The sequence below is a fragment of the Micromonospora sp. NPDC005205 genome (genome assembly GCF_040608275.1).
GTDB lineage: Bacteria > Actinomycetota > Actinomycetes > Mycobacteriales > Micromonosporaceae > Micromonospora.
This window is the reverse complement of the sequence record NZ_JBEXHV010000018.1, coordinates 15,262-30,505: the sequence shown is the minus strand read 5'-3', so window position 1 is coordinate 30,505 and position 15,244 is coordinate 15,262. Positions and strand designations below refer to the sequence as shown.

Annotated in this window: 11 protein-coding genes and 2 pseudogenes; 11 read left to right on the top strand and 2 right to left on the bottom strand. The window is 71.2% G+C overall.

Annotated elements, in window-relative coordinates; translation table 11 throughout:
• The first annotated feature begins 15 nt into the window (after nucleotides 1-15).
• The 3 genes and pseudogenes from ABZU43_RS26430 to ABZU43_RS26420 form a co-directional block, all read left to right on the top strand.
• Nucleotides 16-2,124 carry an NB-ARC domain-containing protein gene (locus ABZU43_RS26430; protein WP_355009168.1) on the top strand — a complete coding sequence of 703 codons (2,109 nt, stop codon included), beginning with the start codon at nucleotides 16-18 and terminating at the stop codon, nucleotides 2,122-2,124.
• Nucleotides 2,121-5,084: a hypothetical protein gene (locus ABZU43_RS26425; protein WP_355009167.1), complete on the top strand. Its 2,964-nt coding sequence runs from the start codon at nucleotides 2,121-2,123 to the stop codon at nucleotides 5,082-5,084. Before ABZU43_RS26430 ends, ABZU43_RS26425 begins: the two co-directional genes overlap by 4 nt.
• A 227-nt stretch (nucleotides 5,085-5,311) precedes the next feature.
• Nucleotides 5,312-5,731, top strand: a pseudogene (locus ABZU43_RS26420) (kinase); the annotation flags it as partial.
• 53 nt (nucleotides 5,732-5,784) lie between these two features.
• Here ABZU43_RS26420 and ABZU43_RS26415 read toward each other — a convergent pair.
• On the bottom strand, nucleotides 5,785-6,783 hold the full coding sequence (locus tag ABZU43_RS26415) for an alcohol dehydrogenase catalytic domain-containing protein (protein WP_355009166.1): 999 nt from the start codon (nucleotides 6,781-6,783) through the stop codon (nucleotides 5,785-5,787).
• Nucleotides 6,784-7,064: 281 nt separating this feature from the next.
• Here ABZU43_RS26415 and ABZU43_RS26410 point away from each other — a divergent pair, with 281 nt between their 5' ends.
• Nucleotides 7,065-7,718 (top strand): type 1 glutamine amidotransferase domain-containing protein, encoded by a 654-nt coding sequence (locus ABZU43_RS26410; RefSeq protein WP_355009165.1) that lies wholly within the window; start codon nucleotides 7,065-7,067, stop codon nucleotides 7,716-7,718.
• 10 nt (nucleotides 7,719-7,728) lie between these two features.
• Here the strand turns inward: ABZU43_RS26410 and ABZU43_RS26405 are convergent.
• A pseudogene (locus ABZU43_RS26405) lies at nucleotides 7,729-7,935 on the bottom strand (IS5/IS1182 family transposase); the annotation flags it as partial.
• Between the two features lie 158 nt (nucleotides 7,936-8,093).
• On the opposite strand from ABZU43_RS26405, the gene argC reads away from it, so the two are divergent.
• From argC to ABZU43_RS26370, 7 genes are all read left to right on the top strand, one after another.
• Complete coding sequence (gene argC, locus ABZU43_RS26400; RefSeq protein ID WP_355009164.1) at nucleotides 8,094-9,095, top strand: N-acetyl-gamma-glutamyl-phosphate reductase; 1,002 nt, start codon at nucleotides 8,094-8,096, stop codon at nucleotides 9,093-9,095.
• Entirely contained in the window at nucleotides 9,092-10,264 is a 1,173-nt protein-coding gene (gene argJ, locus ABZU43_RS26395; RefSeq protein WP_355009163.1) for a bifunctional glutamate N-acetyltransferase/amino-acid acetyltransferase ArgJ, read from the top strand. Before argC ends, argJ begins: the two co-directional genes overlap by 4 nt.
• Nucleotides 10,265-10,378: 114 nt before the next feature.
• Nucleotides 10,379-11,284: an acetylglutamate kinase gene (argB, locus tag ABZU43_RS26390; RefSeq protein ID WP_355009162.1), complete on the top strand. Its 906-nt coding sequence runs from the start codon at nucleotides 10,379-10,381 to the stop codon at nucleotides 11,282-11,284.
• Complete coding sequence (locus tag ABZU43_RS26385) at nucleotides 11,281-12,510, top strand: acetylornithine transaminase (protein WP_355009161.1); 1,230 nt, start codon at nucleotides 11,281-11,283, stop codon at nucleotides 12,508-12,510. The genes argB and ABZU43_RS26385 overlap by 4 nt, the downstream gene beginning before the upstream one ends.
• Complete coding sequence (gene argF / locus ABZU43_RS26380; RefSeq protein ID WP_355009160.1) at nucleotides 12,507-13,460, top strand: ornithine carbamoyltransferase; 954 nt, start codon at nucleotides 12,507-12,509, stop codon at nucleotides 13,458-13,460. Before ABZU43_RS26385 ends, argF begins: the two co-directional genes overlap by 4 nt.
• Nucleotides 13,457-13,972 carry an arginine repressor gene (locus tag ABZU43_RS26375; protein ID WP_355009159.1) on the top strand — a complete coding sequence of 172 codons (516 nt, stop codon included), beginning with the start codon at nucleotides 13,457-13,459 and terminating at the stop codon, nucleotides 13,970-13,972. The genes argF and ABZU43_RS26375 overlap by 4 nt, the downstream gene beginning before the upstream one ends.
• Entirely contained in the window at nucleotides 13,969-15,180 is a 1,212-nt protein-coding gene (locus tag ABZU43_RS26370) for an argininosuccinate synthase (RefSeq protein WP_355009158.1), read from the top strand. Before ABZU43_RS26375 ends, ABZU43_RS26370 begins: the two co-directional genes overlap by 4 nt.
• Nucleotides 15,181-15,244: the final 64 nt, after the last annotated feature.

The following is a 15,244-nucleotide window of genomic DNA, read 5'->3' as shown; positions in this document are numbered from 1 at the left end:
CGGAAGGTGACCGACATGGAGCCCGCCTCCGGCAGCTCGTCGCACAACGTCGCCGAGGGCCTGTTGGCGCAGCAGGTCCTCCAGGTGGGCACCTCCGGCGCGATCTACGTCGAACAGCCGCGCACTGCCGCGCGCGTGCCCGAGCCGCCGCACATGCTCCCGGGTGGCATCGGGAGGATCGTCGGCAGGCACCACCTGCTGCACGAGATGGACGAGGCGATGACGACGCCGGGCTCGCGCTGCTGCATGCTCTGGGGTCTGGCCGGCTCGGGGAAGACCACCCTCGCCGTCGCCTGGGCCAGCTCGCGCATCGCCGAATACCCCGACGGGCAGTTCTTCGTCGACATGTGCGCGTACTCCGGCACACCGCGCATCGAGGCCCGGGACGCCCTGCGTAGCTTCCTGGCCACGCTGGGGATCAACCGGTCCGACCTTCCGGAGAACGAGGCGGAGTGGGGCGGCGTCTTCCGCGCCGTCACCGCCGGCCGGCGGTGCCTCGTCATCGTGGACAACGTCGGTTCCTACGAGCAGATTCGGGACCTGGTGCCGGGCTTCGGGTCGGTGTTGGTGGTGACCAGCCGCCGGGCGATCCCCGAGATGAGCGTTCGTCACGACGCCCGGGTCCTCAAACTTCCGTTGCTGACCCTCGACGAGGGGGTGGAGCTCATCGCCGAACGTGTGGGTTTCGTCCGCGTCGAACGGGAGCAGGCAGCCGCACGGCGCATCGTGCAGCTTCTGGAGGGGCATCCGTTGGCGCTGGCAATCGTCTCGGCGAAGCTCGCCATCCAGACCACCTGGACGATCGACGACGCGGCGAGGGGAATCGAGGAGGAGCAGAGCCCACTTCGCTTCCTCGACGACGCCGGTCTGGGTATCGAGGTCGGACGCGTCATCTCCTGGTCACTGGACGACCTCGACGCGGCGACGACGAAGGTCCTCTACGTCGCGTCCATGCTGCCCAGCAACGAATGCTCGGTCGCGGTGCTGTGCCTCGTCCTCGACCAGCCCAGGCGGGTGTGTGACCGCAGTCTTCAAGCCCTGTGCCTGGCGTCTCTGATCGACGAGATCAGCCCTGGCCGTTACCGCTTCCACGACCTGATGAAGGCCTATCTCGCGGAGACGCTCGGGCAGGTGCTGGACGCCGCCGAGCAGGAGCTGACCGCGCGCCGCATCCGCACCGTGTACCTGGCGTTGAGCTACGCCGCCGATCGCGCCATCGATCCGCACCGGGACTCCCTGCCGGTGGACCAGGAGCTGCTGGCGGTCGCCGGATCGGTCAGCCTCACCGTGGCGCAGGCCCTCTCCTGGTTCGAGTCGATCACCGCGTCCATGACCTACCTGATCGAACAGGCCCGGGCCGACCACGACTTCGCCTTCATCACCCGGTTCGCGCGGGCGGTCAACACGTTCCTCTACTGGCGACAGGACGTCACGAGAACCCTGTCCGTCCAGCGGGAGGCTGTCGCCGCTGCGGCCGCCGGTGACCCGGCAATGGAGGCGCTGTCCCGACGCGCCCTGGGACGGGCCCTCGCGGACATCGGCCAGCTTGAGCCGGCGAAGGAGCAGTTGCGCGCCTCGATGGCGTTGGACGCGGCGTCCGGCGACGATTCGGGTCGGGCGTCGTCGCATCACGCCATGGCCGAGCTCTGCCTCCGGTCGGGTGACCACCGGGAGGCGCTCCGCTGGGGGTTGCGCGCGGCCCGGGAATCGAGAAGCGGCAACAACGTCGTCCGCGAGGCCCGGGGTCTGTACGACGCGGCGCGAGCCCTGAACGAGACGGGTCACTATTCGTGGGCCCGGGGGCTCGGCCTGCGCAGCCTCGCCATGTGCGAGGAGCGCGGCAACGACTACGGCCGGGCTCTGGCCCTGCGTCTGCTCGGCGCGACCGGCCTGCGGTCAGGCGAGGTCGAAGAGGGCTGCACCTGGTTGGAGCGGGCCTGGCGGGTGGAGGAGTCCCTCGGCAACTTCCGTTCCGTCCGGACGATCCTGGGCCAGCTCGAGCAGGCGTACGGTCAGTGCGGGAACGCGAGCGCCGTGGAAGAGGTCCAACGGGCACTGGCCCGCCTGGAGCACTACCCGGATCTCACCCAGTCGACGTTGGTGGTCGGGAGTCCGGCGACATGAGTCCTCGGTACGCGCCGCTCGTCCCGGCTGACGAGCTGGCCAGCCCCGCGTCCTATCGGCAACTGCGGCGGGAGCGGGAAGCCACGAGGTTCCGCCGCGAGATCGAAGCAATGGTCGACAGAGCCTGCCGGGCGGAGGCGGACGGCCCGCTCCTGCGGAACACCTTCACGTCGCTGAGCGGGAACCTCGCGGCCGAGGGTGCCCTCAGCTTCGCCGGGCTCGTCCCACCCGAGCGTTTCGACAGCGCGCGGCGGGTGTACGACTCGGCGATCGACACCAGGGGCAGCCGTGGCTCGCTGCACAACTATCTGAACGTCGCGGACGCGGGCTCCCTGGTCGAGCACCCTGACTTCCGGGAGGCGTTCTCCCATCCGCTGCTGGTCGCGCTCGTCGCGCACGCCCTCGGCGGGCCCGTGAAGATCATCGACTTGCGGGCGAAGGACACGCAGCCACTCGACGTCGTGGCGCGGGACAACACCCTGCACGTCGACAACAGCCCCTTCATGGACGAGTTCAAGGTGATCGTCACCTGGACGATGGGCACCGGTCGAGGGCCCTCGGGGCAGGGGCTCACCTACCTGCCCCGCACGAATCGGCTCCTGCGGCAGTGCTACGTGGACGACGACGGCACCGTGTGGAGCGACGAGGACAGCTGCATCTTTCCCTCGCAGACCCGGGTGGACGAGGCGCTCGCCGCCCAGGCCCGTTTCTTCGACGACGGCCTCCCGCGAGTCGTCCACCTTGAGGACATCCCGGCGCCGTGTCACACGATCTTCGCCGCGAGTCGGCTGGTCCATCACCGGTACCGTACGTCCGCCGGCGGGCCACGCAGCGCGATCATGGCGGCGTTCCACCGGACCGACGAGGGCACCGGCTTCCTCGGCGCCAATGACCTTCCGGGGTCGGCTCTCGACCGCTTCCTGTTGGCGACCGGGGACGGGCGCTCCTTCCTGGAGCTTCTCGCCGACGAGATGCCGCGGGTCGTCGCGGCGCTCGCGGCCGCCGCGTCCCGGCCCGCTTTCGTCGTCGACCCGGACCGGCATCTCCTGCGCGACGAGGGTTTCCGTGCCTGGTACGAGCGGCAGAGCGCGGGCGTCTCCCTCGACCGACTGCGCCGCGCCACGCTGGCCTCGGCCGTCGAGGACGACACGCCCGTCGTGCAGCGCCTCGTTCTGCGCATGCAGTACGACCTGCAGGGCGCTCTCAACATGCCGCTCTACACCGACCTGCGGGAGGAGGTGCGGAAGCGGGCGCGGATCGTGATCCGGGAGATGACGCCGGAGCACATCCGGGACATCGTCACGCGGCACGACCTCGGTGCGCTCCTGCGCGCGGAGTCCGCGGCGCCGCGCCGGCCGGTCAGCGAACTCGCCGATGAGCTGCACAGCGCGCTGGTCGTTCTGCGGCAGCTCCTGTCGACGGCGGTCGCGTCCCGGCCCGCCGGCCCGGTCTGGGGTTCGACCGACGGGAACGCGGCCGCGCTGTCCCTGCGACGCTTCATCGTCGATCTGTGCGTCGCGGCCGCTGACATCGCCGACGAAGCTTCCCTGGCCACCGGATGTGTGTTCGGTGCCCTCGGCTCCGTGCTGGCCGACGACCTTTTCGACCTGGGCGCTCCGGGCCGCGAGATCACCGGCGAGTTGTTCGGGATGTACATCCGGTTGGCGGCCCCCTCGCTGGGCGAACGATGCCCGGCACCTCCGGAGAAGGAGAAGCTGGCCACCTATCTCGAATCCGTGAACGAGGAGAGGCAGACCGCCAAGCTGGCGTCCGAGGTCTGGTTTCAGGCCGCTTCCGCCGAGGTGACCGCGCGCAACGACGATTTCGTTCGCACGCTGCTGCGGCGTGTGTTGCCGCCGGGGCGACCCTCGCCGGAGTCCGGCGATCTCGGCGCGCTGCTGGCGGATCCCGCCGCGCTCAACGCGTACTACTGGGAGCGGGTCGTGGCCGGGAAGTCGGTGGCGATGCGCTTCGGCGCTGCCGATCTCGACACCCTCGACGGCTACTTCGGGCTGACGGCCGGCCGGAGCCTGCCGGACGCTGTCGCTCGGCTACGCGAGGAGACCACCCCGGGCTCGCCGGCCGCGCACCTGCTCCGGGGCATCGAGCGGCTCGCGTCACGACGGGGCCAGTCTCACGCCGAGGCGTGCCGGGATGTCATGAGCCGCTTGTCGACGCACTGGCCGGACCTTGCCCGACGGTGTCGGGGCGGCCCGGACGCCGCACCGCTGCCGGCCGAGCGCATCCTCTCGACGCTTGACGACGCGTTCGGCGTCGCGGGCGAGGAGGGCCGCCGCTCGCGCCGGTCGTCGGGCGTCCCCGGGCCGAGGGCGGGGTCGGCCGAGGTGTTGTTGACGACCGCCGAGGCGCGGGAGTTGGCCCGCGTGTACATGCTCGCCCGGCTCTGTTTCAGCGCTGAGGAGTTCCGGATCGCGCAGCTGCTGGCCGGTGATCCGCGGGTCCGGTACGCCGTCCTCGCCACCCACCTTTACCTGGTCTCCGAGGTGTCGCGGTCGGCGCCGGAACTGGTCGAGGGCTGGGGCACGGCGAAGGTCCTGCTGCCCTTCACCGAGGCCTTCGTCAACGTCTCCGGCTACTCGTCGCCCGTCGTCGATCTCGCGCCGAACCCGAAACTGATCACGGTCATCAGCAACAACCTGTTGCCGGCCGTGGCCGGCGAGTTGCTGAGGCGGGACGCCACCGTCGACGAGGTGGATGCGGACATTCTGGCCACAGGTGTCCAGGCAGCCGTACAACGAGGGGTCTTCGACGTCACCATCGGCCTGTTCAACCAGGCCGACCGGCCGGACGTGGTGTCCCTGTCCGGCCTCAACCGGCGGGTCTGCCCGGCGGTCCGGCCGTTCGGCGCGTTCTGTCGGCGTTGGCTGCCGTACTTCTTCGACCGTCATCCCAGCGCTTCGAAGCGAGCGGGTACGCCGGGGCTGAACTGCTGCGCTTGATCGCCGGCCACTCGGAGTTCGACCTGGTCGCCGCGGCCGCACGGGCACAGGCCGGACGCTCCTCGTCGAGGAGGCGGTCACGGCACGGGACGCAGCGATCGCCGCCGCGGCGGAGCGCCTCGGGTCAGCCTGCGCGGCGCGAAACTGGACCGGCTCGTCCCCGCCCCGCGATCTCTTGTGTGCGGGTTCGGGTTCAAGCCCCCGGCGGCGCACCAATGATCAAGACCCTGGTCGAGCAGGACTACCTGCGCCGCATCCTGCTGCGCGAGCGGGACAAGCCCGGCGGTGTGGCACCGGCGTTGATCGGGCAGACCGTCCGGTTCGCGCTCGACCACGGCTACCACGTCGTGCTGGAAGGCATCATGCACACCAGCCGCTACCGGGGGATGCTGAACGCCCTGCGGGACAGCCACCGCGGCCGGTCCCAGTTCTGCTACCTCGACGTGTCCCTGCCCGAGACCCTCCGCCGGCACCTCACCCGCCCGCAGGCCACTCAGTTCACCACCGACCAGATGGGCGGCTGGTACGCCGCTCACGACGTTCTGGGCTGGCCCGACGAACTCGTCCTACCCGAGACCACCGGTCTGAACGAGGCAGTCAAGGCCATCGCCGCTGTGGCTGGGCTATCCCAGACTGGACGCGACGACGCGACGAGGGTGCGCAGCGTGGCGCGTGCCCGAGGCGCGGGAAGCGGCGGGGTTCAGGTGGTGAGCACGATTCGGAACCGGGCCTGCCCGGCCATCATCCGGTCGTAGGCGGGCCCGGCCTGGTCCAGGGAGGTGGTCTCCACGATCGGCCGCACCCCGGTCAGGACGGCGAACCGTAGCGTGTCCTCGCTGTCCTTGGCCGTGCCGGAGGCGTGCCCGCCGACGGTCCGGCTGCTCAGGATGAGGTCGGGTGCGGAGATCTCCATGGGCGCGACCGGGACGCCGACCACGACGAGCTGACCGCGGGTACGCAGACCCCCGACGACCGCCGTGGTGGCCGCCGCGTCGGTGACCGTGGAGAGCACCGCCTTGGCGCCGCCGAGGCGGGTCAATCTGGAGGCGACGTCCTCCCGGGTGCTGTCGATGTAGTGGTGGGCGCCGAGCTGGCGGGCGAAGTCGCCCTTCTCCGCGCCGCGGGCGATGGCGACCACCTCGAAGCCCATCTTGGCGGCGAACTGGACGCCGAGGTGTCCGAGGCCACCCAGGCCGACGATGCCCACCACGTCGCCGGGGCGGGCGCCGCTCTCCCGGAGGCCGTGGAAGCAGGTGACTCCGGCGCACATCAGCGGCGCCGCCTCGACGTCGCTCAGCTCGTCGGGCACGGCGGCCAGCGCGTCGGCCGGCGCGAGCACGTAGTCGGCGTACCCGCCGTCCCTGGTGAGTCCGGTGACCCAGCGCTGCACGCAGGAGATGAAGTCGCCCTCCCGACACGGCGTACAGACGAAGCACGCGCCGCCGAACCAGCCGATCCCGACCCGCTGGCCCACCGCCCACTGCGACACGCCGGTGCCGACCGCCTCGACCGTGCCGGCCACCTCGTGCCCCGGCACCCGCGGGTAGGCACTGGCCAGGCCGCCCTTGGCCATCGCGTCGCTGTGGCAGATGCCGCAGGCCGCTACCCGGACCAGCACCTGCCAGTGTCCGGGCTGCGGAACCTCCCGTTCGACGAGTTCGAAGTCTCCTCCAGCCGTGGCCACCTGAACCGCTCGCACTGTCGTCCTCCTCGCCGCAGCCGTCGATCGCTGTCAACCGCTCCGGACATACCCTGCCATAGTCGGACCAAACCGGCGCGCAGTGGGATCCGCTGGCACGCTGCCCAGGGCGGTCCAGCGGACCGGGCGGGAAGCCACCGCGGAGCGGCCAGACGCGTTCATCGGGGCGGATGCGTGTCGACGCTGAGAATGGTTACTCCCATCCAGCAGGCCAAATGGGATGAGGAGGCGATTGGGCGATGGCGAAAGTCCTGTTCATAGTGAGCGGAGCGACGTACTGGGTGCTCAAGGACGGCAGCAGGTATGCGACCGGCTATTGGGCCGAGGAGTTCGCAAACCCGTACAAGTTGCTCACCGACGCCGGCCACGAGGTCGTGGTCGCGACGCCGGGCGGGACCACCCCGAACGTCGACATGATGAGCCTGCGCCCCTCCATGGTGGGCGGCGAGCAGGCAGCCCTCGATCTGGAAGCGATCATCCGGGATGCGGAGGTCATGCGGCGGCCGCTCAAGCTGTCCGACGTCCGCCTGGAGGACTACGACGCGGTCTACCTGCCCGGCGGGCACGGCCCGATGTCCGACCTCGCGTTCGACGCCGACGCGGGCCGGCTGCTGACCGCCCAGCTCGAATCGGGCAACCCGCTGGCGATCGTCTGCCATGCGCCCGCAGCCATGCTGGCCACCAGGATCCACGGCGTTTCGCCCTTCAAGGGCTACAAGGTCACCGGCTTCACGAATGAGGAGGAGGAGGCCGTCGGGCTGGCCGCCAGGGTGACGTGGCTGCTGGAGACGGACCTGAAGGAGAAAGTCGGCGTCCAGTACAGCCGCGGCCCGATCTGGGAGCCGTACATGGTGGAGGACCGCAACCTGGTCACCGGACAGAATCCGCACTCCGCCGCAGTCCTGGGAAATCGGCTGCTGGAGATCCTCAAGTAACGGATCGGGCTTCGTAGTCGCGGACGAGTCGGCGGTGGTGCATGAGCCAGCCGAGGGTGCGTTCGACGACCGATCGGCGTTTGACCACGCTGAAGCCCTTGACCCGCGGGTCTTTGGTGATGATCTCGACGTCGACGCCGAGGTGGGCGCCGTGTTCGACGACGCGGTTCTTGAATCCGGCGTCGACCCAGGTCTTGGCCAGGATGGTTACGTAGGACCCGCGAGGAGCCGCCGGCCACGTCCGCGCCCACCCGAGCGGGCCGGGCCGGGTGGGCCGCTGGAATAGAGGCACATTACCATGCAGCCTGCTGTATTAAGTTGCAGTGGGCAGTGGGCCGCTGTTAACCTTCGCTGCATAGTCATGCGGAGGTGAGTATGGGGATCCGAGTCGCGGTCGCCGGAGCGAGCGGGTACGCCGGGGGCGAGCTGCTGCGCCTGATCGCCGGGCACCCGGAGTTCGACCTGGTCGCCGCCACCGCGCACAGCCAGGCCGGGCACCGCGTCGACGTGGTGCACCCGCAGCTCACCGGGCTCGACCTGGTGCTGGGCGAGACCGATCCGACGATCCTGGCCGATGCGGACCTGGTGTTCCTCGCCCTGCCGCACGGCCAGTCGGCGGCTCTCGCGGCCCAGCTCCCGGCCGAGGTGCGGATCGTCGACCTGGGTGCCGACCACCGGCTGGCCGACCCGTACGCCTGGGCGCAGTACTACGGCGGCACGCACGCCGGGCAGTGGACCTACGGCCTGCCTGAGTTGCCCGGTCAGCGGGAGCTGATCGCCGGCTCCACCCGGGTGGCGAACACCGGTTGCTACGCCGCCGCGATCACTTTGGCGCTCGCGCCGCTGATCGCCGACGGCGCGGCCAACCCCGCCGACGTGGTGGTGGTCGCCGCCTCCGGCACCTCCGGCGCCGGCCGGGCCGCCAAGGCGCACCTGTTGGCCAGCGAGGTGATGGGCGACCTGTCGCCGTACCGGGTGGGCACCCACCAGCACGTCCCGGAAATCAAGCAGGCCACCGGCGCGACCGGGCTGTCGTTCACCCCGGTCCTGGCGCCGATGCCGCGCGGCATCCTGGCCACCGTCACCGCGGTGCCGGCGCGTGGCGCCGACCCGCAGGAGGTGCTGGCCCGGGCGTACGCGGACGCGTCGTTCGTGCACGTGCTGCCGGAGGGCCGGTGGCCGCACACGGCCGCGACCCTCGGCTCCAACTCGTGTCACCTGCAGGCCACCGTCGACGTCGACTCGGGTCGTCTGATCGTGGTCAGCGCCTTGGACAACCTGGGCAAGGGCGCGGCCGGTCAGGCCGTGCAGAACGCCAACCTGATGCTTGGCCTGCCGGAGACGACGGGCCTGTCGATCTGGGGGGTCACCCCTTGAGTGTCACCGCCCCTCGGGGGTTCCGGGCGGCCGGTGTGGCCGCCGGCCTCAAGACCGGCGGCGGCGCGGACGTGGCCCTGGTGGTCAACGACGGCCCGGACGCCGGTGTCGCCGGTGTCTTCACCACCAACCGGGTCAGGGCCGCGCCGGTGCTCTGGACCCAGCAGGTCGTGCAGGGCGGTGTGGTCCGCGCCGTGGTGCTCAACTCCGGTGGCGCCAACGCCTGCACCGGCCCGGCCGGCTTCCAGGACACGCACGCCACCGCCGAGCACACCGCCGCCGCGCTGACCTCGGTCAGCCCTCGGTTGATCCTCGGCGCCGGTGATGTGGCGGTCTGCTCGACCGGCCTCATCGGTGAGCGGCTGCCGATGCCGAAGCTGTTGCCGGGCGTCCGCTCGGCGATCCGTCGGCTGTCCCGCGACGGTGGCCCGGCCGCCGCCGAGGCGATCATGACCACGGACACCCGGCCGAAGACCACTGTGACCCGGGGGAGCGGCTGGACGGTCGGCGGCATGGCCAAGGGCGCGGGGATGCTCGCGCCCGGGATGGCCACCATGCTCTGCGTGTTGACCACCGACGCGGTGGCCGGTCCGGCGACGTTGGACGAGGCGTTGCGGGCGGCCACCCGGGTCAGCTTCGACCGGGTCGACTCCGACGGCTGCATGTCCACCAACGACACGGTGCTGTTGCTGGCCAGCGGTGCGAGCGGCATCGAGCCGACGCCGGGCGAGCTGGCCGCCGCCGTCACCGCGGCCTGTCACGACCTGGCCCAGCAGTTGGTGGCCGACGCCGAGGGCGCCACCAAGCAGATCACCATCGACGTGGTCGGCGCGGCGGACGAGGACGAGGCGGTCGAGGTGGGCCGTACGGTGGCCCGTAACAACCTGGTCAAGACGGCGCTGTTCGGCAACGACCCGAACTGGGGTCGGATCCTCGCCGCCGTCGGCACCACCGCTGCCGCGTTCGAGCCGGACGAGGTGGACGTGGCGGTAAACGGGGTGTGGGTGTGCCGGGGCGGCGCCGCCGCCGAGGACCGCTCGAAGGTCGACCTGACCGGGCGGGACGTGACCATCCGGATCGACCTGCACGCGGGTACGTCGGCCGCCACGATCTGGACCAACGATTTGTCCCACGCGTACGTCCACGAGAACTCGGCGTACTCCACGTGAGCGCGAGGAACGCAGCGCAGCGGAGTCCCGCAGTCGCGAACGGAAGGCGGGCGCGATGAGCGCGAGGAACGCGGCGCAGCGGAGTCCCGCAGTCGCGAACGAAAGGCCGGTGCGGTGAGCCTGAGCAGCGATCTGGCTCGTGCCCAGGTCAAGGCGGAGACGTTGATCGAGGCGTTGCCCTGGTTGGCGCGCTTCACCGGCTCGACGGTCGTGGTCAAGTACGGCGGCAACGCGATGACCGATCCGGAGTTGCAGCGGGCGTTCGCGGCCGACATGGTCTTCCTGCGCTACGCCGGCCTGAAGCCGGTGGTGGTGCACGGCGGCGGTCCGCAGATCTCCGCCATGCTGGGTCGCCTCGGCATCGCCAGCGAGTTCCGGGGTGGTCTGCGGGTGACCACCGCCGAGGCGATGGACGTGGTCCGGATGGTGCTGGTCGGTCAGGTGGGCCGGGAGCTGGTGGGTCTGATCAACTCGCACGGCCCGTACGCCGTCGGCCTCTCCGGCGAGGACGCGCGGCTGTTCACAGCGGTGCGGCGTCCGGCGTACGTGGATGGGGTGCCGGTCGACGTGGGTCAGGTCGGGGACGTCGAGTCGGTCGACGTGTCCGCGGTGACCGACCTGATCGAGGCGGGTCGGATTCCGGTGATCTCCACGGTGGCGCCGGACGTGGAGGGGGTGCTGCACAACCTCAACGCGGACACCGCCGCCGCCGCGCTGGCCATTGCGTTGCGGGCCCGCAAGCTGGTCGTGCTCACCGACGTGGCCGGCCTGTACGCGGACTGGCCGGACACCAGCAGCCTGGTCTCCGAGATCGCCGCGGACGATCTGGCGAAGCTGCTGCCCAGCCTGGAGTCGGGCATGGTGCCGAAGATGGAGGCGTGCCTGCGAGCGGTGCGTGGGGGAGTGCCCGCCGCGCACGTCGTCGACGGCCGGGTGGCGCACTCCACGTTGCTTGAGGTGTTCACCTCGGAAGGGTTCGGAACGATGGTGGTGCCGGGAGACGGGACGGACGCGACATGAGCACGTTGGCGCAGCGGTGGAAGCAGTCCATGATGGACAACTACGGCACGCCGCCGATGGCGTTGGTCTCCGGTCAGGGCGCCGTCGTGGTCGACGACGCGGGCCGGGAGTACCTGGACCTGGTGGGTGGCATTGCGGTCAACGCCCTCGGTCACGCCCACCCGGCGGTGGTGGCGGCGGTGTCGAAGCAGGTCGCGACCCTTGGGCACGTCTCCAACCTCTATGTGGCCGAGCCGCCGGTGGCCCTCGCCGAACTGCTGTTGGCGCTCGCCGGCCGACCGGGCCGGGTGTTCTTCGCCAACTCGGGCGCGGAGGCGAACGAGGCGGCGTTCAAGCTCTCCCGGCGCACCGGCCGCACCCAGGTGGTGGCCACCAGGGGCGGCTTCCACGGCCGCACCATGGGCGCCCTGGCGCTGACCGGTCAACCGGCCAAGGCCGACCCGTTCCGGCCGCTGCCCGGCGAGGTGACCCACGTCGACTACGGCGATGTCGCCGCCCTCGAAGCGGCCGTCTCCGAGGCGACCGCCATGGTGATCCTGGAACCGATCCAGGGGGAGAACGGCGTGCTGGTCCCGCCGGCCGGCTACCTCGCCGAGGCCCGGCGGATCACCGCCCAGCACGGCGCGCTGCTGGTCCTCGACGAGGTGCAGACCGGTGTCGGGCGTACCGGGCACTGGTTCGCGCACCAGGCCGAGGGTGTGGAACCGGACGTGGTCACCCTGGCCAAGGGGCTGGGGGGCGGTCTGCCCATCGGTGCGACGCTGGCCTTCGGCCCCGCCGCGGACCTGCTCACGCCCGGGTCGCACGGCACCACGTTCGGTGGCAACCCGGTCAGTTGCGCGGCGGCGCTCGCCGTGGTGGCGACCATCGCCAACGAGGGCCTGCTCGACAACGTCAAGCGGGTCGGCGAGCGGTTGCGGCGCGGCATCGAGGCGCTGGGCCACCCGCTGATCGGCGAGGTACGCGGGTCCGGGCTGCTGCTCGGTGTGGCGCTCACCGCGCCGGTGTCGTCGGTGCTGGCCGAGGCGCTGCGGGAAGCCGGCTTCCTGGTCAACCCGGTGCAGCCGGGTGTGATCCGGCTGGCCCCGCCGCTGATCCTCACCGCCGCCCAGGCGGACACCTTCCTCGCGGCGCTGCCCGCAGCACTTGACGCGACCGCCCCGGCCGCTGCCGGCGCGCAGACCGCACCAGCCACACTGACCACCACGACGGGGACGACTCGATGACCCGGCACTTCCTGCGCGACGACGACCTCTCGCCGGCCGAACAGTCCGCTGTCCTCGACCTGGCGGCGGGCATGAAGGCGGACCGGTTCGGCCACCGGCCGCTGGTCGGCCCCCGCTCGGTGGCGGTGCTCTTCGACAAGCAGAGCCTGCGGACCAGGATCTCGTTCGACGCCGGGATCGCCGAGCTGGGCGGGCACCCTCTGGTGGTGGACACGCAGGTCACCCACTTCGGTCGCGGGGAGTCGCTCGCCGACGCGGGGCGGGTGCTGTCCCGCTACGTCGCGGCGATCGTGCTGCGGACCCATGGTGACGAGCGGATCGCCGAGGTTGCTGCGGGCGCGACCGTGCCGGTGGTCAACGCGCTCACCGACGGTTTCCACCCGTGCCAGCTGCTGGCCGACCTGCTCACCATCCGGGAGCGGTGCGGTGGCACGGCCGGGCGCACCCTGGCGTACGTGGGGGACGGCGCGAACAACATGGCGCAGTCGTACCTGCTGGCCGGGGCGACGGCCGGGATGCACGTGCGGATCGCCGGCCCAGCCGGGTTCGCGCCGGACGAGGCGGTGGTGCGACGGGCCGCTGAGATCGCCGCGGAGACCGGCGGGTCGGTGCGGGTGCTGACCGACCCGGCCCAGGCGGTACGCGACGCCGACGTGCTGGCCACCGACACCTGGACCTCGATGGGGCAGGAGTCCGACGGGTTGGACCGGATCACCCCGTTCCTGCCGTACCAGGTCAACAAGGAGCTGCTCGGTCAGGCCGCACCGGACGCGATCGTGCTGCACTGCCTGCCCGCACACCGCGGTGAGGAGATCACCGACGACGTGCTCGACGGCCCGCAGAGCGCGGTCTTCGACCAGGCGGAGAACCGGCTGCACGCCCAGAAGGCGCTGCTGACGTTCCTGCTGGAACCTCCGACCGGCGATGCCGCCACCGGAGGGCCGCGATGACCGCGCCGCTGACTCGCGCGGCCCGGCACGCCCGGATCGTGGAGCTGATCCGCGACCGGCCGATCCGTTCGCAGACCGAGCTGGCGGACCTGCTCGCCGCCGACGGCGTCGGCGTCACCCAGGCCACCCTCTCGCGGGACCTGGAGGAGTTGGGCGCGGTCAAGGTGCGCGGCGGCGACGGTCCGGCCGTCTACCTGATCCCCGAGGACGGGCAGCGGCCGTTGCGCGACGCCGAGGCCGCGCCGGCCCGGTTGGTACGGCTGCTGCGCGAACTTCTCAACGGGGTCGACTCCAGCGGCAACATCGCCGTGCTGCGGACACCGCCGGGCGCAGCCCAGTACCTGGCCAGCGCGTTGGACCGGGCGGGCCTGCCCGAGATCGTCGGCACCATCGCCGGCGACGACACCATCCTCGTCGTGGCCCGTGAGGCCGTCGGCGGGGCCGCGCTCGGAGACAAGCTCGCCGGTTGGGCCCGCCGGGACGACACCGCTGAAGGGAACACCACGTCATGACCGAGCGGGTCGTGCTCGCGTACTCCGGCGGGTTGGACACCTCCGTCGCCATTCCGTACCTGTCGGAGCAGACCGGCGCCGAGGTGATCGCGGTCGCTGTCGACGTCGGGCAGGGCGGTGAGGATCTCGACGCCATCCGGCAGCGTGCCCTGGACTGCGGCGCCGCCGAGTCCGAGGTGGTGGACGCGCGCGACGAGTTCGCCGCCGACTACTGCCTGCCGGCGATCCGGGCCAACGCGCTCTACATGGACCGCTACCCACTGGTGTCGGCGCTGTCCCGGCCGCTGATCGTCAAGCATCTGGTGGCGGCGGCGCGCACGCACGGCGGCACCATCGTGTCGCACGGCTGCACCGGCAAGGGCAACGACCAGGTCCGGTTCGAGGTGGGCCTGAACGCGCTCGCCCCCGACCTGAAGATCATCGCGCCGGCCCGGGACTTCGCCTGGACCCGGGACAAGGCGATCGCCTTCGCCGAGGAGAAGGGGCTGCCGATCGACGTGTCGGCCAGGTCGCCGTACTCCATCGACCAGAACCTGTGGGGTCGCGCGGTGGAGACCGGCTTCCTGGAGGACATCTGGAACGCCCCCGTCGAGGACCTCTACTCGTACACCTCCGACCCGACCCAGGAGCGCGACCCCGACGAGGTCGTGATCACCTTCGACGGCGGTGTGCCGGTGGCGATCGACGGTGAGACGGTCACCCCGTACCAGGCGATCCTGGAGCTCAACCGGCGCGCCGGCGCCCAGGGCGTGGGCCGGCTCGACATGGTCGAGGACCGCCTGGTCGGCATCAAGAGCCGCGAGGTGTACGAGGCGCCCGGCGCGATCGCCCTGATCACCGCCCACCAGGAGCTGGAGGCGGTGACCGTCGAGCGGGACCTGGCCCGGTTCAAGAAGGGCGTCGATCAGCGCTGGGGCGAACTCGTCTACGACGGTCTGTGGTTCTCGCCGCTGAAGGCGTCGCTGGACGCGTTCATCGACGACGCGCAGCGGCACGTGAGCGGCGAGGTGCGGATGATCCTGCACGGCGGCCGGGCCACTGTGACCGGCCGGCGCTCCGAGGCGAGCCTCTACGACTTCCAGATGGCCACCTACGACACCGGCGACACCTTCGACCAGTCCCTGGCGAAGGGCTTCGTGCAGCTGTGGGGGCTGCCGAGCCGGATGGCCGCGGCTCGGGACGCCCGGTTGGGTAGTGGCGGACAGTGACACGTGTGAGCGCGAAGACTGATCAAACGCGGCAAGCGGGCCCCGCAGTCGCGACCGAAAGGCA